The 23,913-nt window shown below is 63.8% G+C and carries 28 protein-coding genes and 2 pseudogenes; 11 read left to right on the top strand and 19 right to left on the bottom strand.

Translation table 11 applies throughout. From position 1 onward, the window contains the following. Nucleotides 1–161: 161 nt before the first annotated feature. The 6 genes from FJW05_RS21980 to minC form a co-directional block, all read right to left on the bottom strand. Nucleotides 162–695 (bottom strand): hypothetical protein, encoded by a 534-nt coding sequence (locus FJW05_RS21980; RefSeq protein ID WP_140635649.1) that lies wholly within the window; start codon nucleotides 693–695, stop codon nucleotides 162–164. 372 nt (nucleotides 696–1,067) lie between these two features. Then, nucleotides 1,068–1,577 (bottom strand): hypothetical protein, encoded by a 510-nt coding sequence (locus tag FJW05_RS27495; RefSeq protein WP_181165032.1) that lies wholly within the window; start codon nucleotides 1,575–1,577, stop codon nucleotides 1,068–1,070. A gap of 387 nt (nucleotides 1,578–1,964) precedes the next feature. Further along, nucleotides 1,965–2,852: a DMT family transporter gene (locus FJW05_RS21990; RefSeq protein ID WP_246673591.1), complete on the bottom strand. Its 888-nt coding sequence runs from the start codon at nucleotides 2,850–2,852 to the stop codon at nucleotides 1,965–1,967. 339 nt (nucleotides 2,853–3,191) lie between these two features. Continuing rightward, a complete protein-coding gene (gene minE / locus FJW05_RS21995; RefSeq protein WP_042638296.1) occupies nucleotides 3,192–3,464 on the bottom strand; it encodes a cell division topological specificity factor MinE in 273 nt (90 codons plus the stop codon). Further along, nucleotides 3,461–4,276, bottom strand: a complete 816-nt coding sequence (gene minD, locus FJW05_RS22000; protein WP_095770099.1) for a septum site-determining protein MinD — start codon at nucleotides 4,274–4,276, stop codon at nucleotides 3,461–3,463. The genes minE and minD overlap by 4 nt, the downstream gene beginning before the upstream one ends. Before the next feature lie 162 nt (nucleotides 4,277–4,438). Continuing rightward, entirely contained in the window at nucleotides 4,439–5,329 is an 891-nt protein-coding gene (gene minC / locus FJW05_RS22005) for a septum site-determining protein MinC (RefSeq protein WP_140635653.1), read from the bottom strand. Between the two features lie 347 nt (nucleotides 5,330–5,676). Between minC and FJW05_RS22010 the strand changes: the two genes are divergently transcribed. Both FJW05_RS22010 and FJW05_RS22015 read left to right on the top strand, forming a co-directional pair. Next, entirely contained in the window at nucleotides 5,677–6,024 is a 348-nt protein-coding gene (locus FJW05_RS22010) for a hypothetical protein (protein ID WP_140635655.1), read from the top strand. A gap of 341 nt (nucleotides 6,025–6,365) precedes the next feature. Beyond that, a complete protein-coding gene (locus FJW05_RS22015) occupies nucleotides 6,366–6,614 on the top strand; it encodes a DUF982 domain-containing protein (protein ID WP_095770102.1) in 249 nt (82 codons plus the stop codon). A 203-nt stretch (nucleotides 6,615–6,817) separates the two neighbouring features. Here FJW05_RS22015 and FJW05_RS27500 read toward each other — a convergent pair whose 3' ends face one another. The 6 genes from FJW05_RS27500 to FJW05_RS22040 form a co-directional block, all read right to left on the bottom strand. Next, nucleotides 6,818–6,967 carry a hypothetical protein gene (locus FJW05_RS27500; protein ID WP_181165033.1) on the bottom strand — a complete coding sequence of 50 codons (150 nt, stop codon included), beginning with the start codon at nucleotides 6,965–6,967 and terminating at the stop codon, nucleotides 6,818–6,820. A 118-nt stretch (nucleotides 6,968–7,085) separates the two neighbouring features. Continuing rightward, nucleotides 7,086–7,268 (bottom strand): hypothetical protein, encoded by a 183-nt coding sequence (locus FJW05_RS22020; RefSeq protein WP_140635657.1) that lies wholly within the window; start codon nucleotides 7,266–7,268, stop codon nucleotides 7,086–7,088. Between the two features lie 79 nt (nucleotides 7,269–7,347). Continuing rightward, entirely contained in the window at nucleotides 7,348–7,620 is a 273-nt protein-coding gene (locus FJW05_RS22025) for a DUF1488 domain-containing protein (protein ID WP_140545019.1), read from the bottom strand. Next, entirely contained in the window at nucleotides 7,617–7,946 is a 330-nt protein-coding gene (locus FJW05_RS22030) for a hypothetical protein (protein ID WP_140635659.1), read from the bottom strand. Before FJW05_RS22030 ends, FJW05_RS22025 begins: the two co-directional genes overlap by 4 nt. After that, a complete protein-coding gene (locus FJW05_RS22035; RefSeq protein ID WP_140545023.1) occupies nucleotides 7,943–8,179 on the bottom strand; it encodes a hypothetical protein in 237 nt (78 codons plus the stop codon). Before FJW05_RS22035 ends, FJW05_RS22030 begins: the two co-directional genes overlap by 4 nt. 63 nt (nucleotides 8,180–8,242) lie before the next feature. Next, the gene (locus FJW05_RS22040) at nucleotides 8,243–8,599 is read right to left on the bottom strand and encodes a hypothetical protein (protein ID WP_140545034.1); all 357 of its coding nucleotides are present in this window, start codon (nucleotides 8,597–8,599) and stop codon (nucleotides 8,243–8,245) included. A gap of 681 nt (nucleotides 8,600–9,280) precedes the next feature. Here FJW05_RS22040 and FJW05_RS27505 point away from each other — a divergent pair. Next, on the top strand, nucleotides 9,281–9,457 hold the full coding sequence (locus tag FJW05_RS27505; protein WP_181165034.1) for a hypothetical protein: 177 nt from the start codon (nucleotides 9,281–9,283) through the stop codon (nucleotides 9,455–9,457). On the opposite strand, the gene FJW05_RS22045 is transcribed toward FJW05_RS27505, so the two are convergent. Together FJW05_RS22045 and FJW05_RS22050 are read right to left on the bottom strand one after the other, a co-directional pair. Beyond that, complete coding sequence (locus tag FJW05_RS22045; protein WP_140545025.1) at nucleotides 9,415–10,272, bottom strand: BA14K family protein; 858 nt, start codon at nucleotides 10,270–10,272, stop codon at nucleotides 9,415–9,417. The two genes, FJW05_RS27505 and FJW05_RS22045, sit on opposite strands and share 43 nt — an antisense overlap. Nucleotides 10,273–10,675: 403 nt before the next feature. Next, nucleotides 10,676–11,779 carry a KamA family radical SAM protein gene (locus FJW05_RS22050; protein WP_140545027.1) on the bottom strand — a complete coding sequence of 368 codons (1,104 nt, stop codon included), beginning with the start codon at nucleotides 11,777–11,779 and terminating at the stop codon, nucleotides 10,676–10,678. A 257-nt stretch (nucleotides 11,780–12,036) separates the two neighbouring features. Here FJW05_RS22050 and FJW05_RS22055 point away from each other — a divergent pair, with 257 nt between their 5' ends. Both FJW05_RS22055 and FJW05_RS22060 read left to right on the top strand, forming a co-directional pair. Next, on the top strand, nucleotides 12,037–13,695 hold the full coding sequence (locus FJW05_RS22055) for an acyl-CoA synthetase (protein WP_140635661.1): 1,659 nt from the start codon (nucleotides 12,037–12,039) through the stop codon (nucleotides 13,693–13,695). Nucleotides 13,696–13,785: 90 nt separating this feature from the next. Next, entirely contained in the window at nucleotides 13,786–14,679 is an 894-nt protein-coding gene (locus tag FJW05_RS22060) for a hypothetical protein (RefSeq protein ID WP_140635663.1), read from the top strand. Nucleotides 14,680–14,786: 107 nt separating this feature from the next. Here the strand turns inward: FJW05_RS22060 and FJW05_RS22065 are convergent, their stop codons facing one another. The 5 genes and pseudogenes from FJW05_RS22065 to FJW05_RS22085 form a co-directional block, all read right to left on the bottom strand. Beyond that, nucleotides 14,787–16,211, bottom strand: a complete 1,425-nt coding sequence (locus tag FJW05_RS22065) for a hypothetical protein (RefSeq protein WP_140635665.1) — start codon at nucleotides 16,209–16,211, stop codon at nucleotides 14,787–14,789. A 442-nt stretch (nucleotides 16,212–16,653) separates the two neighbouring features. Further along, nucleotides 16,654–17,097: pseudogene (locus tag FJW05_RS22070) on the bottom strand (Hsp20/alpha crystallin family protein); the annotation flags it as partial. 97 nt (nucleotides 17,098–17,194) lie between these two features. Next, on the bottom strand, nucleotides 17,195–17,671 hold the full coding sequence (locus tag FJW05_RS22075) for an Hsp20 family protein (RefSeq protein ID WP_140635669.1): 477 nt from the start codon (nucleotides 17,669–17,671) through the stop codon (nucleotides 17,195–17,197). Between the two features lie 243 nt (nucleotides 17,672–17,914). Continuing rightward, nucleotides 17,915–18,187 (bottom strand): protein usg, encoded by a 273-nt coding sequence (locus FJW05_RS22080; protein ID WP_140546471.1) that lies wholly within the window; start codon nucleotides 18,185–18,187, stop codon nucleotides 17,915–17,917. 13 nt (nucleotides 18,188–18,200) lie between these two features. Next, entirely contained in the window at nucleotides 18,201–18,548 is a 348-nt protein-coding gene (locus tag FJW05_RS22085) for a hypothetical protein (protein WP_246673593.1), read from the bottom strand. Between the two features lie 330 nt (nucleotides 18,549–18,878). Here FJW05_RS22085 and groES point away from each other — a divergent pair, with 330 nt between their 5' ends. The 6 genes and pseudogenes from groES to htpG all read left to right on the top strand — a co-directional run bounded on the left by groES (nucleotide 18,879) and on the right by htpG (nucleotide 23,867). Continuing rightward, nucleotides 18,879–19,193 carry a co-chaperone GroES gene (gene groES / locus FJW05_RS22090; protein ID WP_140546472.1) on the top strand — a complete coding sequence of 105 codons (315 nt, stop codon included), beginning with the start codon at nucleotides 18,879–18,881 and terminating at the stop codon, nucleotides 19,191–19,193. 61 nt (nucleotides 19,194–19,254) lie between these two features. Next, on the top strand, nucleotides 19,255–20,883 hold the full coding sequence (gene groL, locus FJW05_RS22095) for a chaperonin GroEL (RefSeq protein ID WP_140635671.1): 1,629 nt from the start codon (nucleotides 19,255–19,257) through the stop codon (nucleotides 20,881–20,883). A 66-nt stretch (nucleotides 20,884–20,949) separates the two neighbouring features. Further along, nucleotides 20,950–21,171 carry a hypothetical protein gene (locus FJW05_RS22100; protein ID WP_140635673.1) on the top strand — a complete coding sequence of 74 codons (222 nt, stop codon included), beginning with the start codon at nucleotides 20,950–20,952 and terminating at the stop codon, nucleotides 21,169–21,171. A gap of 61 nt (nucleotides 21,172–21,232) precedes the next feature. After that, entirely contained in the window at nucleotides 21,233–21,631 is a 399-nt protein-coding gene (locus tag FJW05_RS22105; RefSeq protein WP_140635676.1) for a helix-turn-helix transcriptional regulator, read from the top strand. Between the two features lie 91 nt (nucleotides 21,632–21,722). Continuing rightward, nucleotides 21,723–21,914: pseudogene (locus FJW05_RS27980) on the top strand (DUF982 domain-containing protein); the annotation flags it as partial. Between the two features lie 60 nt (nucleotides 21,915–21,974). After that, entirely contained in the window at nucleotides 21,975–23,867 is a 1,893-nt protein-coding gene (htpG, locus tag FJW05_RS22115) for a molecular chaperone HtpG (RefSeq protein ID WP_140635677.1), read from the top strand. The last annotated feature ends 46 nt before the right edge of the window (nucleotides 23,868–23,913 follow it).

A 23,913-nucleotide genomic window follows, 5' to 3' on the forward strand; every position in this document is an offset into this window, starting at 1 on the left:
CTGGGGAACTGGGGAACTGGGGAACTGAAGAGCCCTCTCTTCTTTAATTCTTCAATTCTTCAATTCTTCAATTCTTCAATTCTTCAATTCGTCAGTTCTTCAGTTCCTCATTTCCCCAGTTCCTCAGTTCTTCAATTCCCCAGTTCTTCAATTCTCAACCCTCACAAGTTCAGCAGGCGCGACAGGTCCTCCTCCGTCGCTTGCCGTTCGATGATGGTGCGGCCTTGCGCATCCGTCATCTCGAAACGGCCGTTCCGGACCTGCTCCTTCATACCGTTGCGATGAATGACGGTGACCTTATCGCCGTCGATCGAAAGCGTGTCGCCGGTCGCGGCGTTGGTGTAGCTATTCTTGCCGCCGGGATTGGTGTTGCCCTTGCCGCTGTTGTTGCCCGGCCCGGCATTGGGGTTGCTCCCGCCGGCATTGCTGTTGCCGTTGTCGCCCTGGCCATTGCTGTTGCCGTTGTTGCCACTATTGCCGGAATTCGAGCCGCCGGCCGATCCCGAATTGCCGCCGTTGCCGCTTCCACCACCGCCGTTCCCCCCGTTACCGCCGTTGCCGTTGCCGGCGGCGGTGGCTGCGGCAATCCTCGGCGCGCCGTCAAAGGTGATGTGCCAGGGCGCAAACGTCAGCGCCAGCGCGCTAAACACACGCAGCGCGAGCCAGGCGAGCCTGCTGAAGGGGCGGTTTCGCATATCTTCTCTTCGTTCCGGTCCCACTTCCGCATGGCTGAAGCTCCGCTCACGGCACAGACGAGGCGGAACCGGTGTCTTGACCTGGGCAAGAATTCATATCCGGCGGGGCGACGAAAGCGGCCCACGACCCTTGCCCCCACCCGTCGGACCATTTTCAGGCGCCATGGCTGACCAATGTCGCAGCGGACAGGCTTTGCCGGCGCAAAAAATTACCCCCGCACGAAGGCGGGGGCAAGGTGAGTAGCCAAGTTCTATCGCAAGACGATCAGGACCGCAGAGACGAAGCAAAAGGTGGCAACCTGATTTTGCAGCGCTGACCTTCGGTCCCTTAAGATCTAATCCGGATAAAACCTCACTCCCACAAACTCTGTCTCACAAATTCTTCAGGCGATTGAGATCGGCCATGGTGGCCCTGCGGTCGACGATGGTGCGTCCGTACTTGTCTTCCATCCTGAACCGGCCGTTCTCGATCGTCTCCTTCATTCCATTGCGGTGCGTGACCTGGATGCTGCTGCTGGTGGCCTCGACCTTGTCGCCAGTAACGGCGTTCACATGGCTATCGACATCCGCGGTGCTTGCCGCGCCGGCGCTGCTGCTCGTGCCGTTATTGCTCTTGCCGTTGTTGCCGCCGCTATTGCTGTTTCCGTTGTTGCCGCCGCTATTGCCGCCACCGTTGCCGCCGCTATTTCCGCCACCGTTCCCGCTGTTGCCGCCGCCGCTTCCGTTTCCACCACCGCCGCCGCCATGACCACCGCCGCCTTTGTCGGCATAGGCCTTGGCCACGACGAGACCATCGACGGAGAGACTGACAGGCGCGACGACAAGCGCCAACGCAGCCAGCGCTGGCAAGACTAGCCTGCAGCCCCCGCGCGATGCGCGCATTCGGTTCTCCCCATGCCAGCCCTTCAGCCCGTCGGCCAAACTACCCACCGGCAATGTCGCAGCATAAGCATCCCCAATCAGCAGCGCATAAGGAAGTGGCCCACGACCCTTGTCTTGTCCACTCGGACCTATTGTAATTTTGTTATAGGACTTAAGTCGTATTTCAACCACCGGATGCGGTCGGATGTTGCCCGCCACGGGGGTGTTTTTGCGAAGCCAACCAATCCCTTAACGAGCTGCGGGTGCCGAAGCGGTTCACCGTTTCACGGAAACGGCAAACCATCGCACGTCCTTGCTTCGAAGCAGCTCAGGATGGATTACGGCGGCGAGGCGCCGAGCCTGCCGTTTCGCGCATTTTCCGAGATTGCCCCGGTCCGAAAGATGGATTCAGGCCGGCAAAGGCACCGGCCGCCGCGCCGCGACCGCCGTGCCGAAGGCGGCGGCAATGACAGCGGCGACGCCCGCGCATTGCAAAAGGTTGAGCTTCTCATGCAGAAACAGGAAGCCGGTCAGCGCGCCGCCCGCCGGCTCCAGGCAAACCAGCATGCCGTAGACCTTGGCCGGCATGCGCGCCAGCACCAGCATTTCCAGATAGAAGGGCAGCGCGCTGGAGAACAGGCCGACCACGGCCGCGCCCGCCATGATGTGCGGGTCGGTGAGATAGGGTTGAGCGGCGCTGAAGCCGAAAGGCAGCGCCAGCATGGCGGCGATCGCCATGCCGTAGGCGGAGGTGCGCACGCCGAGCTCGGCGCCGGCCTTCTGCGCGAAGATGATGTAGAGCCCCCAGCAGGCGCCCGCTGCGAGCGCCAGCACCACCCCCAGCGGATCGAGCCCGCTTCTGGCATCGGCAAAGGGCGAGAGCAGCACGATGCCGGTTATCGCCAGCGCCACCCAGACGAGGTCGAGCAGGCGCCGGGAGCCGAGCATGGCGACGAACAGCGGCCCGGTGAATTCGAGCGCCACGCAGATGCCGAGCGGAATGCGCTGGAGCGCCGCGTAGAACAGCATGTTCATGGCACAGACCGTGATGCCATAGGCGGCGAGCCAAGGCAGGGTTTTCCGCGAGGGCAGCACCTTCCAGGGCCTCAGCACCGCCGCCAGCATCAGCGCGCCGATGGCGAGCCTCAGCATGGTCGTGCCTTCCGAGCCCAGCACCGGGAACAGCCCCTTGGCAAAGGCGGCGCCGACCTGAACCGACAGGATGGCGCCGAGCAGCCCCAGGACGGGCATTGCGCCGACGTGGGTTTCCGGCTTCGCGGTCTGCGTCGAGGTCAATCCTGGCTCCATCCCTGGTTCGGGAATGGAGATAGGGCGCGGGCACCGCGCTGTCGTGAGGCAGTGCGGGGCGGATGGTGGGACAAGAGAGTGAGGTTTATCGCTTTGGTCATCCTGGTGCGGAGCAAGGAGCGAAGCGAGCAGGCCGAGGGTCATGCCATAGCGCTAAAGCCTTGCAACGCGTATGGAGTTCTGTACCGCCGCGCTCCAAGTCGAAGGCAACGGCGTGGATCCTGGGGTCAAGCCGAGGATGACGAAGCGTTGGCGCAGGCCTCCACTCCGGCCGCAGCGCGGCCACCTCTCCCCCGCCTTTGGCGAGGGAGAGAAAATGCGCCGGCGTTATCCCGCCATGGCGAGCGGCGCGGCGCTCTTGTTGGGGATCTGGATGTCGATCTCCAGCGTCGACATGGTCGCGCCGCGGTCCATCGAGACCTGGAGGTAGTCCTGATCGATCTGCACATGCTTGGCGATGACCGCCATGATCTCCTCGCGCAGGATGGAGACGAGATCCGGCTGGCCGCGGCTCTGGCGCTCATAGGCGAGCAGCAGCTGCAGCCGCTCGCGCGCCACCGGCGCGCTGGTGCGCCGCTTGAAGAGATCGAGGATGCTCATGCGGCCCTCCTTCCGAGAAGCCGGTCGAGGAAGCCCTTGCGTTCGAAGGGGACGACCACCGGCAGGTCCTCGCCTTCCAGGCGTCTTGCCGCTTCGAGGTAAGCCTTTGCGGCACCATTGAGCGGCTCCGAGAGCGTGACGGGCGAGCCGAGATTGGAGGCCCGCAGCACATCCTGGCTTTCCGGGATGATGCCGAGCAGCGGCGTCGAGAGTATCTCCAGCACGTCGTCGATCGACAGCATCTCGCCGCGCGCGGCGCGCGCCGCGTCATAGCGCGTGACCAGCACGTGTTTTTGCACCAGCTCGCCTTGCTCGGCCTTCATGGTGCGGGCGTCGAGCAGGCCGATGATACGGTCGGAGTCGCGCACCGACGAGACTTCCGGATTGGTGACGATGACCGCCTCGTCGGCGAAGCGCATGGCGAGCTGGGCGCCGCGCTCGATGCCGGCAGGGCTGTCGCAGAAGACATAGTCGAACACCGATCGCAGCCGGGCGATGACTTCCGCCACGCCCTCTTCGGTCAGCGCGTCCTTGTCGCGCGTCTGCGAGGCGGGCAGCAGATAGAGCGTCTCCAGCCGCTTGTCGCGGATCAGCGCCTGCGAAAGCTTCGCCGTGCCCTGGATGACGTTGACGAGGTCGAACACCACGCGGCGCTCGGCACCCATGATGAGGTCGAGGTTTCTCAGGCCGACGTCGAAATCGACCAGCGCCACCTTCTTGCCTGTCCTGGCCACGGCGGCGCCGAGCGCGGCCGTCGAGGTTGTCTTGCCGACGCCCCCCTTGCCCGATGTGACCACGACTACCTTGCCCATATATCCAGCCTCCATTGGCGGTTTTTATTCTCTGGCCGTGCCAGGCACGGCGGGATCTTTCGCTTTTGGTGCATGCCGTTCTCCCAAAACCGCTGCACTTTGGGGCGACATGCACCGATAACCTTCGCACGCGAAACCGGTCCGAAGCTTGCGGCCAAGAACTCAGCCGAGCGGCACCACGCACAACGCATCATTGTCGAGGAAGGCCTGCACGGCCTTGCCGCGCGACACCCCTTCCATCTCCTCGGCCGTGGTGTACCAGCCGTCGACGGCAAGCAGCTCGGCCTCGTTCTTGCGGCAGAAAATGCGCGCCGAAATATTGCCTTCCGAGCCGGCGATCGCCCGGCCGCGCAGCGTGCCATAGACATGGATCGAGCCGCCGGCGACGATTTCCGAGCCGGACGCGACCGAGCCCAGCACGATCACGTCGCCATGCGGATGGAAGACCGACTGCCCGGAGCGGATCGGCGCCTTGATCATCAGCGTGCCGGAGGCAGGCGCCGGCACGGCGCCCTGCCCTGGCTTTTCCGGTTCGGCCTGGGCCGGCTCGATCCTGACCGCTTCCAGCCTTGCCAGTTCGGGATCCACCGGCTCATCGCCGGTCGCCTGCAGAACCTCGGCAGGCGCCGCCGCCTGGATCGTTTCCCGGGTCACCTCGGCCCGCTCCCCGGCGGCGGCCATTTCCAGCTCTTCCGCCCGCGCCTTGCGCGCGGCCCGGCCAAGCAGGCCCTCGGCGGTCGCCTCCTTGGCGCCGGCCAAGAGCGGCGGCAATTCGGACCCGAGCTCGGCGCCTTCGAGCTCGATGGCATAGACGCGGATGCCGCGCGAGCCGAGCACGCCGACAAGTGCTGCGATCTCCTCCGGCCCCGGTTGCAAGGTGTTCAAATCCAGCACCACCGGGCGCCCGTTGAAATAGCCGGGCGAATTGGCGATCCAGTGATCCAACCCCTCCAGCCAGTCGGCGATCGGCGCTTCCGGCGTCAACGTGAAAGCGACGAAGGAACGGGCGCGAAAGCGGATCGATTTGTTGTGCAAAGGGGCGGCGAAGGTCACGTCCGAGCGAATCCTTACTCAATGATTAAAGGGTGCCGGGCTAATGGTTAACAAAAGGTTAATTTCGCGGGTGGCGACCGTTAAGGATATGGCGCGGCTAAGTTTTGTGGCGGGGCGGTCACAGGCTCCGCGTGGGCGGTCGCGAATGCTGGCAGCGCCATGCGCGGACGAGTCGGGCGTGTGAAGCGGCTAATATACGCAGATATGAGCAGCGGGCATCCTCCGGACCGAGACTTTCTACTCTTTCCAAGCCAAGGGGGATGAGCATGGGCTTCAATCGGCAAGACAGCAAGCGAGCAGGCGCGACAACCGCGACAATGGCGGCGCTGATGCTGCTTGGAGGATGCATGACGCATTCGCCGAGCGGACCAGCGGTCAGCCGCGACGAATGGCTTACAACGTCCGATGCGGACAAGGTGGTCAGCGCGATGAGCGCCAAGGGAATGATGCCGGCGACCATCGACTGCCGGTTCGACAACACCGCGCCAGGCCAGGTGGCCTACCGCTCGAAATTCACCTGGAAGCAGGCGCCTGCCAACACGCGCTACCACTGGGAAGTCGGCGACCCGACCTACCTCGCAAGCAAGGACGTCGCATCCAACAGGGCTGGTCTGAGGCGGGTGTTCGCGAAGACCGTGCGGGATGCGGCGACGGGACAGAAAGTCGGCTGCTCGATCTGGGCGAGCAGCAGCTAGAGAGAAGCGACTTGCCGATTGGCGATCGAACCTCTGCACAAGTCGCGGTCGGCAGCTCAACGGCTCTCATTTGCTGCGGTTTCGCTGGCCAGACAGGAAACAAAGGCGCACGATACGATCTCGCTGGTGCGGCGAGGACAGTCCGGCTTGATCTCTTGCTGAATAGGTCGGGCTGTCCAGGAGCCTCTCCTTGGTCTTGCATGCGAACGGAGCTTTTGCTTGCGGCTGGTTTCCCGCCGGCTGCCTAGACATCGCCCATTCAAGCCACTTCCCGTTCGCCCACCCGTTCGCCCACAACAAACAGTGCTTGCTATGTTGCGCGCCCCGGCCTAAGCGCAGTGATGGCAAATGAAAAATTCGACCAGTCGGTGACGATCATCGTTGATCCGGCCGGCGGACGGGAGGCAATCGGCGATGCCGCCGCCTGCCTGGATTTCCTGCTTCGAAGATGGCGCGGCAAGCGAAGCGACAAGCACCGTGCAGCCATTCAGGCCTGCACGGATGTAAATAGCGGGCGCCGACCGGCTTCATTCGCGCGCAAGGCGTTCATAGCGGCCGCCCGCGAGGCGGCCATTCTTGTGACGCCTTAAGGCTGCTCGCGCGGTCTGAAATTCTTGCTTTCGATGTCGATGATCTCGCCGCAATTTTCACACTCCATCTGGGTGTGAGTGCGTATCCAGCCCACACGCGTTTTCGCCTGGTGATGGCACCGCGGGCACTCCACATCGATTTCGAAGTGATCGGACTCTCGTTGTGTCATTGCGGTTCCAAGGCCGGCCTGCCTAACGCGACATCATCGGTTGTCAGCGCTCCCCTCCCGCTCGTCTTCCGGATCCACCACTTTCTCTTTCGCCACCTTGGCCGCGAGCTTCGCCTCTTTCTTTGCCGCCTTCGCCTGATCGCGTTTGCTGCGCTCGTATCGGTAGTTGGGTTTCATCGCCATGGTGTTTCTTCCGGTTTAGGCAATTTGCGCCTTGGGATTGGACATGCCCAGGAGCGGGAAAGACAGTTCGCGAGACACAAGGCCCAAAATAAGAGGCACTTGTCAGGTGGCCATCATGTCAAATGAGGCGATTGCGTTCTGCGATCTGACGTGCCCGCCGCAAGGTGCCGTCAGTGTCGGCGAGCTTGCGCCTTGCTGCCTCGTCCTTCCTGACCGTCAGCCGCGCGGACATGATGGTTGAGGACCTGACGATCGGCTTGATCACGGCGGACGGCGTCTCGGGGGTTTTCATGGAACGCATCGGCATTATCCTTTCTTGTAGCAGCCAGGGCTAAGGCTATTCGCGGCTGCGCGCTTTCCCTACGACATTGGCTTCCTGCCTATCGGAAGCCGGAAGCCGTGAGCGTGTAGGAGTTTCGGCGCTCGCGCGCATATGCTTTGCTGGCGGCATCCTGGATGGAGCTGCGCAAGGCGTCGAATGCCGAAAGGTATGCCATCTCGGCCGTTTCCTTGCTCCCAGCATCGCCAAATGTCCCAAGGACCTCGACCTCGACGAAGAAGCGGACCTGGAACATACCGTCATGGCCAATGAAGCAGACGGCGCGGCGCGTTTGATCGAAACTCCGGCTGGGATTTGGAAAGGCGAGCGTCATGGGTGGCCCACCCGTGTTTCAGCGTATTCAGCTGCTGCCGGCCGGGTGCTATTCCATTCCTTTCGAGCCTCGACGTTGCGACGGTTGAGATCCAGCATGCTCGTCGTCGCATGCGCACGTGTCAGCCCGACCATCGGTGCGCCGTCGACATGCGCCGGAATTCCAGTGAAGACATGGTAGACGGTCCAAGAATGATCCACTTCGACGCGGCGGCCGTATTGACGATCCCTGAAGGCGTGGCCCGACCAGCTTCTGGTGTTTGGCGAACAGCCGGATACGGCCTTGTGGCCCGCCTCGGTCTCGCCGTTGGCCATGGACCTGTTCATACCTGTCTTTCCTCGCCTTCCTGCGCGGCGATAATCTCCGAATAAAGCGCCGCGCCGTCAGCTTCGGAGATCGTGACCGCATCCGGCCACTGCGGCATGTTCAGCGTCCTCGCCAGAAGCCGCGCAATCTCGATTGCATCCTCGAGACCCGTTGCCAGCACCGTCTCGCGGCCGATGACGGCATGCGCGTCATCGCTGACGCGCGTGCGATAGAATTCGATCACGACCTTCATCGAAACCAGCGCAATGGCATCGAGCCCTTCGCGCTGAGGCCGGCGCCTTGATTGAACAGGCTCTCAGGCCTGGTCGGAATTCTTCCCTGCTTCCGCGTCCTCATCTCGCGATTGGAGCGCTGCCGTCTCTTGGCCATGTCCGAACGTCCTTTCGATCAGCATCAGGCCAGGGTCCGAGGCCGGGGTTCCGGCCGATTCCAGCCTGTCCTCGGTCACCACGCGCTCATGCGGTTCGGTGTCGCTGCGGATGCGGTATTGCGGCGAGTTTTCTTTTGGCGGCAGCGTGCCGGTGACGTGGTAGACCTCCGCGGTCAACGTCCGGAAATCTCCCTTCAGACGGACCGCCTGTCCGATGTCGAACAAGCGCGGCGGGGCGCCGTGCCGTATCGGCCGTGTGTTGCGCTGCATAAGGCTTGTCATGATTGTCTCCGGTCGTCTTCGAGCGCCGCCTCGAGAGAGGCCGGTTGATGCTTTTTACCGTGCGAACCATTGTGCGGAGGATCGCCGGCAGGTGAATGAAAGAGGCCGCGTCGCGGGAAAGGCCCCTCCAGGCCTCCTCGTCGAGATCGGTAAGATACCCTGCGGTCGCGGCGCGCCTGAAGCGCGACAGCACCAAGGAGAGCCGAAGCAGACGACGACGGTGGACGCAATGCGAATGGCCACGATTGCAGCTTTCCCGTGAAAACATGCTAGGATGGACTTCCGCGTTATTTCAGTCGAACCGCTGGAACGATTTGCGGTGCTGCCAGTACATCCGTGGTCAGCGCCCTGCGTCGTTCCAGGGTTCAAACGAGCAAGCTGCCGCGCCGGACCGGCGCAACGCTTCGCTATCGAAAATTCGGAAAGGATTGGCGCGGCTCCGACGGGGCGAAAGCCAAACTCAACCAAATCAACACTTTTTGTATGCGCCTCAATTGCGCTCAAAGCAAGACTTACGCGCCTGATATTTTTTTCCCGGGTAAATAGAAATCTCAGGTCCGGGCCTGAAACAGCGGTAAATCGATTTGCGGGCGCTGACCTAGTTCCTGAAATCTTCCGATTATTTTACCGAAGCATTTTTGGGCTTCCCGGCAGTTAGCGGCGACCGGGAGGAATGCAAGCATGACAAACCGCTACGCACTGACGATGGATAAGCCGAACAGCTGGACCGTTTTCGACGTCTTTAGCGGCCAACCTGCCGAATTCAAGCAGAAGCCGACAGTCGCGCGCTGCTTCGCGGCAACGCGGCGCTTCACCTACTCGCACTGGCGGCGCGGGCCGCCGTCGAAGGGCTGGTAGGTGTTGTCCTGCGGATCGTAGGAGCGGTAGCGGCTGAAGCAATCGTCGACGTGGGCGGCCGAGATCTGCCGGCCCTGTGCCCGCACGGCCCCAGCCTCGGGCGAGATCTCTTCCGGCGGGCCGCCATAGGTGGTGGCGTAGCCGTCGCCCGACGGGGCGTAGCCTTCCATCTCGGCCTGGTCGTCGCTCGTCTGATCATCGGCCGCGGCGGTTTGCCGATCGTTCCCGACGGCTTGGCCATCCCGGCCTTGCCGATCGTTTGAGCCGGTCGAGGCGGTGGGGTCGCCCATCGGATCGTAATAGGGTGAGATGCAGGGGCGCAGCTCGCCGCTGTAGGAGCGGTAGCTGTTTTCCGCCGGACGGTAGCTGCGATAGCGTGCCGAGCACCATTGCAGATGGGCCACGGGCAATTGCTGCTGGGCCTGCTCATCGGCCGGAGCCGGTTGGGAAGGCTGGATCGCGTCAGGCTCGGCTGCGGGCTGGTTCGGCTGAGCGGTCGTGGGCTGCAACTGCTGCGGCTGCGCGGGTGCTGTTGGAGCCGCGAGCGTCGCCGTCTGCACTGCGCTGTCGGTCTTGGCCGGCTCGCCCCCTGGGGCGGGCGCGACGGCAGCCTGCTGGGCAGGAATGCGCTGAAGATTCTGCTTTTGCGGATCGACCGGCTGAGCGTCCTTGGTCCAGAGCTCGGAAACGCCGATCGCAGGCGTCAGCTGGCGCACCGGCTTGGCAGCGAGTAGCCAGGTGGCGAAGGCGAGCCCGCTGGCGAACACGGCAAGGGTCAGCACGAAGCCGCCGACGATACCCAATAAAGCCTTCATGCCGCGCTCCTTTAGTCCCCGCTGATAGAATGCGGAGCGTGGAATCCGGTTCCCACAGGAAGAGGGCGATGTTGCGACCCGGTGGTAACAAACGAACGGCCCCGCGTGCTCCGGGGAGGAGCACGCGGGGCTTCGAGAGGATCGCTAGGTGAACCCAGCTGGGGACTAGGCAGCTAAGGACTTTACGATGATCCAAACGGATCGATGACAGTGTCGCCCCTTTGGCAAGACGCCGCATCGTGCAAACAGAGGAATAAACGCAGGTCGTTCACATGGCAGTCCCAACGCCTCGGACCGATGTTTGTCGCAGCCGGCGGCCACAAACTCCCGTCGGTCAGGCCCGGCAACCGGCTGATTGTCCCCAACGAGACGGCCGGGCCGCGCTTGAGCGACCTGCGGGCGCTCAGCAGTCCGCCACCACCTCGCTGTAGCTCCTCGCCTTCCCGTCCTGGCCGCGAATGCGCCAAGTCTGGCCGTCCCGCCCTTCGATATGGCTCGCTGCCAGCGGCACCTTGCCGCCGCCGTCCGGCAGGTCGATGACGTAGGTCGGGTTACAGATGCCGGAGAGCCGCCGGCGCAACTCCGCGACCAGCGCCTGGCCTTGGGCAATCGTCGTGCGGCGGTGCGCCATGCCGCGCGCGAGGTCGCCGTGATGCAGGTAATAGGGTTTTACGCCGAGACGGTACATCAGCTCGAGGCAGAGCTCCTCCAGCACCTCGACCGTGTCGTTGACGCCTTTGAGGAGAACGCTCTGGTTGAGCAGCACGAAACCCGCCAGGCGCATCGTGCGGCAGGCCGCCTCGGCTGCGGCGGTGAGCTCGCGCGGATGGTTGAAGTGCGTGACCACCGTCACCATCAGCCGGCCCTGCAGCGCCTCGATCATACCGGGCGTGACGCGCGACGGCAGCACCACCGGCACGCGGGTGTGGACGCGCAACAGCCTGAGATGGGGGATCGCCTCCAGCCGGGCGCGGATATCGGCCAGCGCCTTGTCCGGCAGCGACAGCGGATCGCCACCGGTCAGGATCACCTCGCGGATTTCCGGGTGCCCGGCTATGTAGGCCAGCGCCGGCTCCAGCGCTTCGCTGGTGTAGCCGCGGCCGATCGAGGTCAGCGATTCCTTACGGAAGCAGAAGCGGCAATAGACCGCGCATTGATAGGTCGGGAACAAAAGCACGCGGTCGGCATGGCGGTGCGTCAGGCGCGGCACCGGGCCGAAGGCATGATCGCCGATCGGGTCGTCGAGCTCGCCTTCGGTGGCGACGAGCTCGCCCGGCGACGGGATCACCTGGGCGCGGATCGGATCGTTGGGGTCGCTCCAGTCGATCAGGTCGAGATAGGGTTTGGGCACGCGCACCTTGTGCGCCGCCGCGGCTTCTTGCATGACGGCGCGCTCGGCGGCCGAAAGCGGCAGGGAAGCGAGGTCGCGGACATGGCGCACGCCGGCGCGGACTTCGGCTTGCCAGGCGGCGTCGGGGGCGGCCGGTTGTTTGAGATCGGTGGTCATTGCGGTTCTCTGGTTCGCCGTCCCTATCGGCCGGATGGTCGATGCGGTCAACCGCATACCGCGTTGGGAATTTGGAGCACCCTCACCGCTCGAATGGCTGGAAAGGCGTTGAGCGGCGAAGCTTGCGTTCCTTCGCGCAACCGTCGTCGCCTGACTCACTCTCGACTTTCGCGGCAATCGACCAGCGCCGTCTTTTCAGGCAATCTCGTGCCAACGGCGATCATGGGGAGATGGTCTGCCGGCGAGGGAGGGTTGTCATGACCAAGACGCAGGCGCTGCCGCGCTATGAGGATGCCGTTGCGCAATTCCGCATCGAGGACGAGATCGCGCGCCTTCATGGCGATCCGGCGACCGGCATCAACGCCTATGTCGAATGCTGCGGCCGCTATACCGGCGACAACCGGCTGGCGCTGCGCGCGATCTCGGCTGCCGGTGAATTGCGCGAATACTCCTTCGACGATCTGGCCGACATGGCGGGCCGCGTCGCCACCTTGCTCAAAAGTCTCGGCGTCGGTCCCGGCGACGTCGTCGCCGGCATGCTGCCGCGCATCCCTGAACTGGTGGCGCTGATCCTCGGCACATGGCGGGTCGGCGCGGTCTACCAGCCGCTGTTCACCGCTTTCGGGCCGAAGGCTATCGAGCATCGCCTGAGCTACAGCAAGGCGAAGCTGGTGGTGACCAACCCCGCAAACCGCGCCAAGCTCGACGAGGTGGAAAACCATCCGCGCATCGCCACCATTCTTGGGCCCGGCGACACGCTGCCCGCCGGCGACGTCGATTTCCGCGCGGCGCTCGCGGCTGCCTCCCCCGACTGCCAACCGGTCATGCGCAAGGGCACCGACCTGTTCATGATGATGTCGACCTCCGGCACGACCGGGCACCCAAAGGGCGTGCCGGTGCCGCTCAGCGCACTGCTGGCCTTCGGCGCCTATATGCGTGACGCGATCGGGCTTCGGCCCGACGACATCTTCTGGAACATCGCCGATCCCGGCTGGGCCTATGGGCTCTACTACGCCATCACCGGGCCTTTGCAGCTCGGCATCGCCACCACCTTCTACGAAGGCGCCTTCAACGCCAAATCGACCTACGACCTCATCGAGCGTCTGGGCGTCACCAGCCTGGCCGGCTCGCCGACAGCCTATCGCCTGCTGATGGCGGAAGGGCCCGAGGCGGCCGCCCGCGTCAAGGGCAGGCTGCGCGTGGTGAGCAGCGCCGGCGAGCCGCTCAATCCGGAGGTGATCCGCTGGTTCGACGCGCATCTTGCAGCGCCGATCCACGATCATTACGGCCAGACCGAGAACGGCATGATGGTCAACAATTATCATGGTCTGGCGCATACGGTCCGCGCCGGCTCGGCCGGCTTTGCCATGCCCGGCTACCGCATGGTGGTGCTGGACGAGGCAGGCAACGAGCTCGGCCCCAACCAGCCTGGCGTGCTGGCGGTCGATATCGCCAGATCGCCGCTGCGCTGGTTCGACGGCTACCACCAGGCGGATACGCCGGCGATCGCCGGCGGCTACTACCGCACCGGCGACACGGTGGAATACGAGCCGGACGGCTCGGTCTCCTTCATCGGCCGGGCCGACGACGTCATCACCTCGTCCGGCTACCGCATCGGACCGTTCGATGTCGAAAGCGCGCTGATCGAGCATCCGGCGGTCAACGAGGCGGCGGTCGTCGGCGTGCCCGATCCGCAGCGCACCGAGATCGTCAAGGCGTTCGTGGTGCTGGCGCCCGCCTTCAAGGGCAGCGAGGCGCTGGCCGAGGAACTCGCCCAGCATGTGAAGCAGCGGCTTTCGGCGCACTCCTATCCGCGCGAGGTCGAGTTCGTCAGCGAACTGCCGAAGACACCGAGCGGCAAGATCCAGCGGTTCTTGCTGAGGAAGGCCGAGGTGGAGAAGCTCAAGGCGGAATAAAGATTTGGCTCTCCATGATTTCCGCCACGCAAAAGCCGCCAAGTCGGGCGATGGCTCCCAAGGGCTTTGATCGCTAATTGGGGTTGCAGCATGCGGTTGGTCTTGACGCTTCTCATTGCGCTGGCGGGCAGCGCGGCATATGCCGCCTCGCCGGAAGACGATTATATCGCCGCGCGCGACAAGGCGATCGCCGATATCACCGCGCAGGAAAGCGCCAATACGGCGATCGAAACCATCGATGCCCAGAACGACAAGGCGCTGGCCGACCTCCAGCAGCGCCTCGCCGCCATTCTCGGGCCGCTTTCCGTCAAGGATTTCCCGGCGACCGGCACCTTCAATGTTCAAAGCCTCAACGCCTCCGATATCGGCTACGGCATGCTGGACGGGCTGCGATATGCGCAGAGCGACGACGGCCCAAGCATTGTCGCCTCGACGCGCGGGTTGACCGAGCGCTGGCTCAAGTCCAAATCGAGCGAGGCGGAAGCGGATTTCAAGCTGCCCGCCGACATCGGCGCGGCGTTGAAGCTCGACAGTTTCTACACCCAGGCCATCGGCAGCGACGCGGCATTCTCGGGCACGCTCGACTTTTCGCTGAAAAAGCCCGACGGCGCCGATGCGGTGGTCGCGCGGCTCGGTGGCTGGACCCAGGATGTGGGACCGATCTATGATCAGCACCTCGTCGTGGCAGTCGTGAAAGGCGACCGCGTGCTGATCGCCGAGGCACCCGCCTCGCCCGCCGTGCCGAAGATCGCGGCTTGCGATTCAATCTGGGCAGCCGCCGACGCCGCCGCGCAGAAAGCCCAGCAGGCCGATCAGGGCTCGGACCAGGACGATCCGCAGGCCTCCGATCCCGCCAACGCCGCCTGGGAAAAGGGTGATGCCGACTACCGCGCCTGCATGGCCCAGCGCCTGCCCGGCGACCCGTCCTTCCCGGCGCTGCTCAAGCAGGCGCAGGACCTTGCCGACGACATGGCTGGGAAATAGTCCGCCAGGGCAATTCCAGGAAAGCGCAGCGGCTCTCGAAGTGGAACGGCTTCAAAACACGGAGATAGAGCGGGCCGGCGCTGTCGAAGCCGAGCCGCTCGAAATCCTCAGCCTCCGTTCGCCCGCATGTTGCGCCGAGAAACGCGCCGTGCGACGGGGCGCGCCGCTTCCGCGATGATCCCGTTGGTTTGAGGCGCGGCATCCTTGCGCGACCTTGCGTCGGTCACCCGATGCAGGCGCTCGTAAGGCAGCAATTCCCGGATGCGGGCGTTGAGCGCTTCGACTTCGGCGTGCAAATCCTCGCATTCCTGCTTCTGGATATCGAGCTGGATCTGCTCCGACGCCTGCTGCAGCGAAAGCCGTGAGAAATTGGTGCTGACCTCGGACAGGTTCTTCTTGTCGGCTTCGCTCTCGTCCTTGAGAACGGCGAGCCTTTTCTCGGCAATCTGGCGTTCGGTGACGGCGTCGTTCAGCTGCGCCTTTAGCCTGGTGATCTCGGCCGTGGCTTCGCCATTGTCGGTCGAGACCTTGTCCAGACGCGACTGCAGGTCCTGGATCTCGGCACGCAAACCGCGCATTTCCGCCTGGCTGCGTGCCAATTCGGCGGTGCTGTCGCTCTCGGCGATCCGCGCCGCCTCGGTTGTTTCGGCAAGCCTGGCCTGCGCTGCCTCGAGGGCTTTCTGCAGCCGGGTTTCTTCCTTTTCGTGGTTGCCGATTTGAGCCATCAGCTCGGCGATATGGGCGGTTTCGCTGGCGTGGGTTGCCGCGAACTCGTCGAACTTGTGCCGGGCCTCCGCCTCGCGCTTTTGCGCCTGCTCCAGATCGACAGAAAGGCCGACCTGCTTTTCGCGCAGCAGCTTGTTCTCGGCGCCGCGCCTGTCGACTTCGACGGTCTTGGCCGTCAGGGCTTTGACGATCTCGCCGAACTCCGTCTCGCGCCTGGCGGTCTCATTGCCCATCTCCACCAGCTCCAGGCGCACCGCCGCAAGGGCCGAGCGCAGCTGTTCCCGGTCCTGGACGAGGTTCGCCTCGCGCTGCTGCCACGCTTCGGCCGCGCCGTCGCGTTCGCGCTGCCGGCGGGCGGCGTCAAGCAATTGTTCCGACAACGTTTTGTGTTCGGCGGTGAGAGCGAGGTTTGCCAGCTCCAGCTCGTTGGAGCGCAACACGTCGCGATGGAAGACGTTGAGGACTTCGCGCGTCATGTGATGCGCAGTGGCGATCTCCGCCAGCTTTGCCTCGATCTCCTGCAGATGACCCTGCCCGTCCCGGAAAAGCCCGGTGACGGCCTCCAGGGCGGCCAGCCGCGTCTGGGTATGCGGCGTCAGCCGCGATGCCGTTGCGTCGGACGGCTCTTCGGCCGGCGGATTCTCGTCGCTTGCCACCAGTTCCCGGCCGGCGACGGCATCGTCTTCCGACGGCGGCTGTTCGTCATCTTTGAGAACGTCCTCGAACGCCTCCGCCAGATCCGATTGGAGTTCCTGAAATTCCTTATCGACGTCCTCGGCCCGCTTGATCAGAGACTTGAAATTCATCACGGCACATCCCTTACGCTCGACGACACATCTTTTACGCTCGCCCCCGGGCGTACTTAACGAATTGCTAATCTATCGCGTTACCTTCCGTTCGGGAAGCCTATGCAAAGGAAACCATAATTAAGGTTATCGCCGGTCCCAACCTTATGCGGATCCGCCCTAGGTGGTCCCTTCTTCGGTTCCTAACATATGTTAGTTTTCTCTCTGGGTAGGTGTTGAAAGCATGCGCAGCAGAAGGGAAAGACAGCGAGCTGCTTGTCATCATTCACATGAGCGATGCGAAGACTTCTGGACGGAAAAAAGAAGCTCCCGCCGTATAAATTTTCTCTTCCTCGGCCGCCCATGATCGATCGAGTGGAGTTGCTTGCGCGAGCATCGGGTTGCCGTGCCTCTATGGGAGTCGACGCGGGAGGCGGATCGGCCGACCTCCCGCGTCGATGCATCAACTCTTGATGTCGATGCGCTTGACCTGCGACTGCGCCTTCTCGCTCTTCGGCAAGGTGACGGTCAGCACGCCATTCTTGAAGCGGGCATCCACCTCGTCTTCCTTGACCTCGTAGCCGACCGGGATGCGGCGCTCGAAGCGGCCGTAATAGCGCTCGGAGAACTGCCTATCCTTGTCCTCCGTCTCGGAGCGCTTCTCGCCTCTCAGCGTCAGCACGCCGTCGTCGAGCAGGACCTCGATGTCTTTCTGTTCGAGGCCCGGCACCTCGGCCATCACCTTGATCTCCTTCTCGCCGTTGGAGATCTCGACGCTCGGCCAACCGGCGCCGAGGGAGGAGACCCCGCCAAAAGACGGCAACCGGCTGTCGAAGCCGCGGAAAACGTCGTCAAACAGGCGGTTCACCTCGCGATGCAGCGACAGGAACGGATCGCGCTCACCGTCACACTCATGGTTTGCTCCTTTCTGTTCATCGGCTCGAAAAGCTCCTACGCGCCGGGCAGTGCCCGGCGCATAGCGCGGATGCGCTCACAAGAAGCCCTCAGGCGGCGTGCTTCTCGGCTTCGATCTTCTTTGTCGTGCCTTTGAGCGTTGCCTTGTCGGCTGCGATCTCGATCCGCCGCGGTTTCATCTCTTCCGGGATTTCGCGCTTCAGATCGATCGTCAGCAGCCCATTGACCAAGCTGGCGCCAACGACCTTGACGTGGTCGGCAAGCTCGAAGCGGCGCTGGAATGCACGGCCGGCGATGCCACGATGCAGGTACTCGCCCTTGTCCTCGCCGGCTTTCTGGCCAGAGACCATGAGCATGTTCTGCTCCTGGGTAATGGCCAGTTCGTCCTGCGAGAACCCAGCCACCGCCATACTGATGCGGTAGTCGTCTTCCGCGGTCTTGGCGATGTCGTAGGGTGGCCAATTATCGACGGTCTCGATCCGGCTCGCCGTCTCGAGCGCGTTCAACATTCGATCGAAGCCGATGCTCGACCGGAACAGGGGACTGAAGTCAAACGTGGTTCTCATAGCTACATCCTCCACTGAGCAACATAGATACGAGGGGCGCCAAGGAAGCGGTGCCCCTTGACCTTGCCGGTCTCTCTCAAGCACCGGCGTAATCGATCTGGGAATTCAACACGGGCACGTCAAGGTCCCGCTCCGAAGCCGCCTTCACGGTCGTGAAAGTCAGCCCCTTCGTCTGCATGCAGGCCAGGCAAATCATGAGTTGGAGGCGGCCGCACAACCACGACCGCCTCGGGGAGCTGATCTTCAATGGATCGCGATGATCCCGTCGACGGCCCGCCATTCCGATGCCCTGATGAGCCGATGGTGGGCGACACGGACGGAATGCAAGGCGCCAGCCAGCTCGCGCTCCCAAAAGCCCAGAAAGCCCCTCAGCGCCGGGAAATCCGGGGCAAGATCATAGTCCTGCCAGACGTAGAGCTGGAGCAGGCTGGGATGGTCGGGCAGATGATAATGGATCTCGGCAGTGGTCAAGCCATAGCCATTCATCTGCAAGCGGAATTCCCTGCTGACCGCCATCGCCTTCGGGCCTTCACGCGCTCAGCCGGTCGACCACCTGCCGGTGGTCGTTATCGGCAGGGCCGCTGGGCGGCGGGGCCAGCGCATCAAGCCGGCGCAGCGCATCCATGATGTCGTCGAAGGAGACCGGCCGCTCGGTGCCCGGCGGCTGGCGCAGCGCCGGCATCGATTCCACGGCGCAAGCATCGGACGCCCAGGACGAAAGGATCGCCCGCTTTTCCCATATGTCGAGCGAGCCGTCCTCCAGCACATCCCGCGGGTGCTGAAAATGGCTGGCCGGCGACAGCAGCCAGTCGAGCGAAAGGTCTGATAGTTCGGGAGCTAGGGAAGGAATGATCGGCGAAAGCGTCTGTCGGTCCATTTCTGTCCTCCGTCTCCAAAAACTCCTTGCTTCGGGTTCCAATTTCTCAGCGGTCCCGGCGCTGCCGGGCGCCGATAATCTTGTTCAACTCAATCGCGAATTCAAGCCTCTCCGTTATCGCAGCGGTCCAATTTACCGCATGTTTTCAGCGCGCTAGCACTCAACGGTCGAGAGTGCCAAAAAATTTGCGGTACCCCCTTGAAAGTAGAAGAAGGCAAAATTAGCTCGACATGCGCGCGATGCCGAAAGGGTCGCGCGAGCCCCGCTCCGGTCCTGCCGGTCCGGAGCGGAGGAACCGTTCGCAATCTGTTTGTCCTGAAGGAGAACGATATGACGTTCCGTCCATTGCATGACCGCGTGCTCGTGCGCCGCATCGAGGCCGAAGAGAAGACGGCCGGCGGCATCATCATCCCCGACACGGCCAAGGAAAAGCCGCAGGAAGGCGAAGTCATCGCGGTCGGGCCAGGCGCCCGCGACGATAGCGGCAAGCTCGCGCCCCTCGACGTGAAGGTCGGCGACCGCATCCTGTTCGGCAAGTGGTCCGGCACCGAGATCAAGCTCAACGGCGAGGACCTGCTCATCATGAAGGAAAGCGACGTGATGGGTGTGATCGAGCAGGCCGAGACGCTGAAGAAGGCCGCCTGACCGGGGCTTCGATCGAACCGCAACCCAGTCAATGAAAGCTGCCTAAACAAGGAGTGATCCAATGGCTGCCAAGGAAGTCAAATTCCATTCCGACGCCCGCGAGCGCATGCTGCGGGGCGTCAATATCCTCGCCGACGCGGTGAAGGTGACGCTCGGTCCGAAGGGCCGCAACGTCGTCATCGACAAGTCGTTCGGCGCGCCGCGCATCACCAAGGACGGCGTCACCGTCGCCAAGGAGATCGAGCTTGAGGACAAGTTCGAGAACATGGGCGCCCAGATGGTTCGCGAAGTCGCTTCGAAGACCAGCGACCTCGCCGGCGACGGCACCACCACGGCCACCGTGCTTGCCCAGGCGATCGTTCGCGAAGGGGCCAAGGCCGTTGCGTCAGGCATGAACCCGATGGATCTCAAGCGCGGTATCGACAAGGCGGTGGATGCCGTCGTCGCCGAACTCAAGGTCAACGCCCGCAAGATCACCAGCAACGACGAGATCGCACAGGTCGGCACGATCTCGGCCAATGGCGATGCCGAGATCGGCCGCTTCCTGGCCGAGGCCATGGAAAAAGTCGGCAACGAAGGCGTCATCACGGTCGAAGAGGCCAAGACGGCCGAGACCGAATTGGAAGTCGTGGAAGGCATGCAGTTCGACCGCGGCTATCTCTCGCCCTATTTCATCACCAACCAGGACAAGATGCGCGTCGAGCTCGAAGAGCCCTATGTGCTGATCCACGAGAAGAAGCTCGGCAATCTTCAGGCCCTGCTGCCGGTGCTGGAGGCCGTGGTGCAGTCCGGCAAGCCGCTGCTGATCATCGCCGAGGATGTCGAGGGCGAGGCTCTGGCCACGCTGGTGGTCAACAAGCTGCGCGGCGGGCTTAAGGTCGCCGCCGTCAAGGCTCCGGGCTTCGGTGACCGCCGCAAGGCCATGCTGGAGGACATCGCCATCCTGACCGGCGGCACGGCCATCAGCGAGGATCTCGGCATCAAGCTGGAGAACGTCACGCTGGAGATGCTCGGCCGCGCCAAGAAGGTCGCGATCGAGAAGGAGAACACCACCATCGTCGATGGCGCCGGCAAGAAGGAGGAGATCCAGGGCCGCATCACGCAAATCAAGGCGCAGATCGAGGAGACCACCTCCGACTATGATCGCGAGAAGCTGCAGGAGCGGCTGGCCAAGCTCGCCGGCGGCGTTGCCGTGATCCGCGTCGGCGGCGCGACCGAAGTCGAGGTCAAGGAGAAGAAGGACCGCGTCGACGACGCGCTGCACGCCACGCGCGCCGCGGTAGAGGAAGGTATCCTGCCCGGCGGCGGCGTTGCCCTGCTCAGGGTGGCCAAGGCGCTCGACGCGGTCGCCGTTGACAACCCGGACCAGAGATACGGCGTCGACATCGTGCGGCGCGCGATCGAGGCTCCAGTGCGCCAGATCGCCGAGAACAGCGGGTCGGAAGGTTCGATCATCGTCGGCAAGCTGCGCGAGAAGACCGAATTCGCCTATGGCTGGAACGCCCAGACCGGCGAATATGGCGACCTCTACAAACAAGGCGTCATCGATCCCGCCAAGGTCGTGCGCACCGCGCTACAGGATGCGGCCTCGGTTGCCGGACTGCTCGTCACCACCGAGGCCATGGTGGCCGAGAAGCCGAAGAAGGAGGCCGCTCCGGCCATGCCGGCCGGCGCCGGCATGGACTTCTGAGACGCCGACGGGAGCCCGCTTCTGGCAACGGGAGCGGGCGTTTCGAAACGCACGATGGAGGCCCTTATGGATATGATGAGCGGCAATGGCTCGGTTCCGGCGCCGACGCATCCGGCAAGCGAATTCCTCGCTTATGAAGCCGAATGTCGAAGCGCATTGAAGCCGCTGCTGGCAGGCTTGCTCGACACCGCCGAATCGGCCGGATGGAACCGGCGGACCGTCGCCTCAACGCTGATGTTCCTTGCCGCACAGCACGTGTCGGCCACCGAAACATCCGCGGGCGGCTAGCGAAGATCGGCCCCCGCCTCCAGGGCGGGGCCCTTGTGACTGCGAACGGACGAGGATTGCCATGATTGCAGGACGATTGCGCGAATGCCTGAAAATCTTGCGATGGGAAGCTGCCGACGTCGCCGAGGAGCTCGGCTGGCCCAGAAACGACGTGACGCGCTGGCTCGAGGGGCGCGCGCCGGTGCCACTGGCGGTCGCCGCCTGGATCGAGGCCCTCGCCAAGGCACACAAGGTGCTGCCCCCGCCGCGCCTTAACCGGCAGAATTCAGCGATGCACGCGCCGGCAGGCCCGGTGGTTGTGCAGGCGTTCAACGGCATAGGCCAGCCGCGGCCGCGCGGCGTCGTCCTGCAACCGCCCTACCCGCGCCGACATGTGCTGGCCGGGACGACTGGCCTTCGTCCGGGCGCCATGAGCATGCACCTGAATGAGGGTTCTGACCATGAACCACGGCCGCTTTGAAGACCCTGTTACCATTCTTGTCGGAATGGGTTTGCCGGTCCGGCTCGAAACCGTGATGGAAGCCTATGCCCTGCTGTAGGATTGGCCGGCCGCGAGCAGGAGCAGCGCGCATGCGATCGCGCTCAATTCCTGCAAAGCCGGCATTGCCGGCGAAATCGACGCGGAAACAGTGCGGGCAACCCTTGTTGCTTTCGCCCGCCGCCACGATATCCTGGCGCCGGACATGGTTTCGCTGGCGCCTGCGGCGCTGGCAGGGAGCGCATCCACAAGCGACAATGGCTGAAGATTTGAAAACCGGCGCGTGCTGGCGCGGCGGACGACGCAACGAGCGCAGGAATTCTGAATGACGACTGACACCAAGACCACGGAAACCAGGACATTCGAGGCGGACGTCTCGCGGCTGCTGCATATGATGGTGCACTCGGTCTATTCGGACCGAGACGTTTTCCTGCGCGAGCTGATCTCCAATGCGGCGGATGCCTGCGAGAGGCTGCGCTTCGAGGCGGTGAGCCGGCCCGAGTTGCTGGGTGACGATGCCAAGCCGCGCATCACGATTACCGCCAATCCGGACAACAAGGAGCTTTCGGTCGAGGACAACGGCATCGGCATGAGCCGCGACGAGATGGCGGAGGCGCTGGGCACGATCGCGCGCTCCGGCACCCGCGCCTTCATGGAGCGCGTCGAAGCCGGCAAGGCGGCGGAAGACACGCAGCTCATCGGCCAGTTCGGCGTCGGGTTTTATTCGGCCTTCATGGTCGCAGACCGTGTCGACGTCATCAGCCGCCAGGCCGGCAGCAATGAGGCTTTCCGCTGGTCGTCCGACGGCAAGGGCACCTACGAGATCGCGCCGGCGCCGCTCGAGGCAGCACCCAAGCGCGGCACGCGCGTCGTGCTGCATCTGATGGAAGACGCCTCTTCCTACACCACGCCTTACCGGCTCGAGGGGCTGGCGAAGTCGCAGTCGGGCCATGTGCCGGTGCCGATCACGTTCGTCGAGAAACCCGGCGCCGAACCGCGCGACATCGCCGACGGCACGGCGCTTTGGGTGCGGCAAAAGAGCGAGATCAAGCCGGAGGAATATACCGACTTCTACCGCAGCATCGCCGGCCAGTATGACGAGCCGGCTTCCACGATCCATTTCCGCGCCGAGGGCCGGCAGGAATACAGCGTGCTCGCCTTCGTGCCGGGATCGCGGCCGTTCGACCTGTTTGACCAGGACCGCAAGGGGCGCATGAAGCTCTATGTGCGGCGCGTCTTCATCACCGACGAAGCCGATCTGCTGCCGCGCTACCTGCGCTTCGTGCGCGGCCTGGTCGATTCCGCCGACCTGCCGCTCAATGTCTCGCGCGAGATGATCCAGGAGAGCCCGTTGCTCGCAGCGATCCGCAAGGGCGTGACCAACCGCGTTCTCGGCGACCTCGCCAAGACGGCCGAAAACGATGCCGAAGCCTACGCCAAAATCTGGGAAAATTTCGGCATCGTGCTGAAGGAAGGGCTCTATGAGGATTACGAGCGACGCGAGCAGCTGCTGAAGCTTGCCCGCTTCCGTTCGACGACCTCAGGCGAAGGCTGGCGCAGCCTTGCCGACTATGTCGCAGCGATGAAGGAAGGTCAGAAAGCGATCTTCTTCATGGCCGGTGACGATCGCGCCCGTCTCGAAGCCTCGCCGCAGCTCGAAGGTTTTCGCGCACGCGGCATCGAGGTGCTGCTCCTCACCGATCCCGTCGACAGCTTCTGGGTGACGATGGCGCCGGAATTCGACGGCAAGCCGTTCAAGTCGGTGACGCAGGGCGCGGCAGAGCTCGCCGATATCGCGCTGCCCGAAGATGCGGCGAAGCCCGACGCGGAGACGTCGTCGGATATCGCCGCCTTCCTGGCTTTCGTGAAGACGACGCTCGGCGAGGAGGTGTCGGATGTGAAAGCCTCCGACCGGCTGACGGAAAGCGCCGTCTGTCTCGTCGCGCCCGAGCATGGCCCGGATCGCCAGTTCGAGCGCCTGCTCAACGCCGCCGGCCGGCTCGACAAGGCGGCCAAGCCGATCCTCGAGATCAACCCGCGCCACGAGCGCGTGGCGGCGCTGGCAAAGCTCGGCGACGACGAGAAGGCGTTCAAGGAAGACGCCGCGCATCTGCTTTACGACGAGGCACGCGTGCTCGACGGCGACAAGCCGGCCGACGCCAAGGCGTTCTCGGCGCGGCTTGCGCGGCTGATCGATCGCGAGCTAGCGAGGGGGTAAGCGCCGGCGCTCGCCCGACAGGGGGAATGCGCCGCCGCCAATTGCG

It is taken from the genome of Mesorhizobium sp. B2-9-1 (genome assembly GCF_006439455.1).
Lineage (GTDB): Bacteria > Pseudomonadota > Alphaproteobacteria > Rhizobiales > Rhizobiaceae > Mesorhizobium.

Excerpts from the sequence above, each read along its gene's own strand:
- FJW05_RS21980 (WP_140635649.1), bottom strand. The coding sequence starts at position 695 with ATGCGAAACCGCCCCTTCAGCAGGCTCGCCTGGCTCGCGCTGCGTGTG.
- FJW05_RS27495 (WP_181165032.1), bottom strand. The coding sequence starts at position 1,577 with ATGCGCGCATCGCGCGGGGGCTGCAGGCTAGTCTTGCCAGCGCTGGCT.
- minE (WP_042638296.1), bottom strand. The coding sequence starts at position 3,464 with ATGAGCATCCTCGATCTCTTCAAGCGGCGCACCAGCGCGCCGGTGGCG.
- minD (WP_095770099.1), bottom strand. The coding sequence starts at position 4,276 with ATGGGCAAGGTAGTCGTGGTCACATCGGGCAAGGGGGGCGTCGGCAAG.
- FJW05_RS22010 (WP_140635655.1), top strand. The coding sequence starts at position 5,677 with ATGACGCATTCGCCGAGCGGACCAGCGGTCAGCCGCGACGAATGGCTT.
- FJW05_RS22015 (WP_095770102.1), top strand. The coding sequence starts at position 6,366 with ATGGCAAATGAAAAATTCGACCAGTCGGTGACGATCATCGTTGATCCG.
- FJW05_RS27500 (WP_181165033.1), bottom strand. The coding sequence starts at position 6,967 with ATGGCGATGAAACCCAACTACCGATACGAGCGCAGCAAACGCGATCAG.
- FJW05_RS22020 (WP_140635657.1), bottom strand. The coding sequence starts at position 7,268 with ATGCGTTCCATGAAAACCCCCGAGACGCCGTCCGCCGTGATCAAGCCG.
- FJW05_RS22025 (WP_140545019.1), bottom strand. The coding sequence starts at position 7,620 with ATGACGCTCGCCTTTCCAAATCCCAGCCGGAGTTTCGATCAAACGCGC.
- FJW05_RS22030 (WP_140635659.1), bottom strand. The coding sequence starts at position 7,946 with ATGAACAGGTCCATGGCCAACGGCGAGACCGAGGCGGGCCACAAGGCC.
- FJW05_RS22035 (WP_140545023.1), bottom strand. The coding sequence starts at position 8,179 with ATGAAGGTCGTGATCGAATTCTATCGCACGCGCGTCAGCGATGACGCG.
- FJW05_RS22040 (WP_140545034.1), bottom strand. The coding sequence starts at position 8,599 with ATGACAAGCCTTATGCAGCGCAACACACGGCCGATACGGCACGGCGCC.
- FJW05_RS27505 (WP_181165034.1), top strand. The coding sequence starts at position 9,281 with ATGACAAACCGCTACGCACTGACGATGGATAAGCCGAACAGCTGGACC.
- FJW05_RS22045 (WP_140545025.1), bottom strand. The coding sequence starts at position 10,272 with ATGAAGGCTTTATTGGGTATCGTCGGCGGCTTCGTGCTGACCCTTGCC.
- FJW05_RS22050 (WP_140545027.1), bottom strand. The coding sequence starts at position 11,779 with ATGACCACCGATCTCAAACAACCGGCCGCCCCCGACGCCGCCTGGCAA.
- FJW05_RS22055 (WP_140635661.1), top strand. The coding sequence starts at position 12,037 with ATGACCAAGACGCAGGCGCTGCCGCGCTATGAGGATGCCGTTGCGCAA.
- FJW05_RS22060 (WP_140635663.1), top strand. The coding sequence starts at position 13,786 with ATGCGGTTGGTCTTGACGCTTCTCATTGCGCTGGCGGGCAGCGCGGCA.
- FJW05_RS22065 (WP_140635665.1), bottom strand. The coding sequence starts at position 16,211 with ATGAATTTCAAGTCTCTGATCAAGCGGGCCGAGGACGTCGATAAGGAA.
- FJW05_RS22075 (WP_140635669.1), bottom strand. The coding sequence starts at position 17,671 with ATGAGAACCACGTTTGACTTCAGTCCCCTGTTCCGGTCGAGCATCGGC.
- FJW05_RS22080 (WP_140546471.1), bottom strand. The coding sequence starts at position 18,187 with ATGGCGGTCAGCAGGGAATTCCGCTTGCAGATGAATGGCTATGGCTTG.
- FJW05_RS22085 (WP_246673593.1), bottom strand. The coding sequence starts at position 18,548 with ATGGACCGACAGACGCTTTCGCCGATCATTCCTTCCCTAGCTCCCGAA.
- groES (WP_140546472.1), top strand. The coding sequence starts at position 18,879 with ATGACGTTCCGTCCATTGCATGACCGCGTGCTCGTGCGCCGCATCGAG.
- groL (WP_140635671.1), top strand. The coding sequence starts at position 19,255 with ATGGCTGCCAAGGAAGTCAAATTCCATTCCGACGCCCGCGAGCGCATG.
- FJW05_RS22100 (WP_140635673.1), top strand. The coding sequence starts at position 20,950 with ATGGATATGATGAGCGGCAATGGCTCGGTTCCGGCGCCGACGCATCCG.
- FJW05_RS22105 (WP_140635676.1), top strand. The coding sequence starts at position 21,233 with ATGATTGCAGGACGATTGCGCGAATGCCTGAAAATCTTGCGATGGGAA.
- htpG (WP_140635677.1), top strand. The coding sequence starts at position 21,975 with ATGACGACTGACACCAAGACCACGGAAACCAGGACATTCGAGGCGGAC.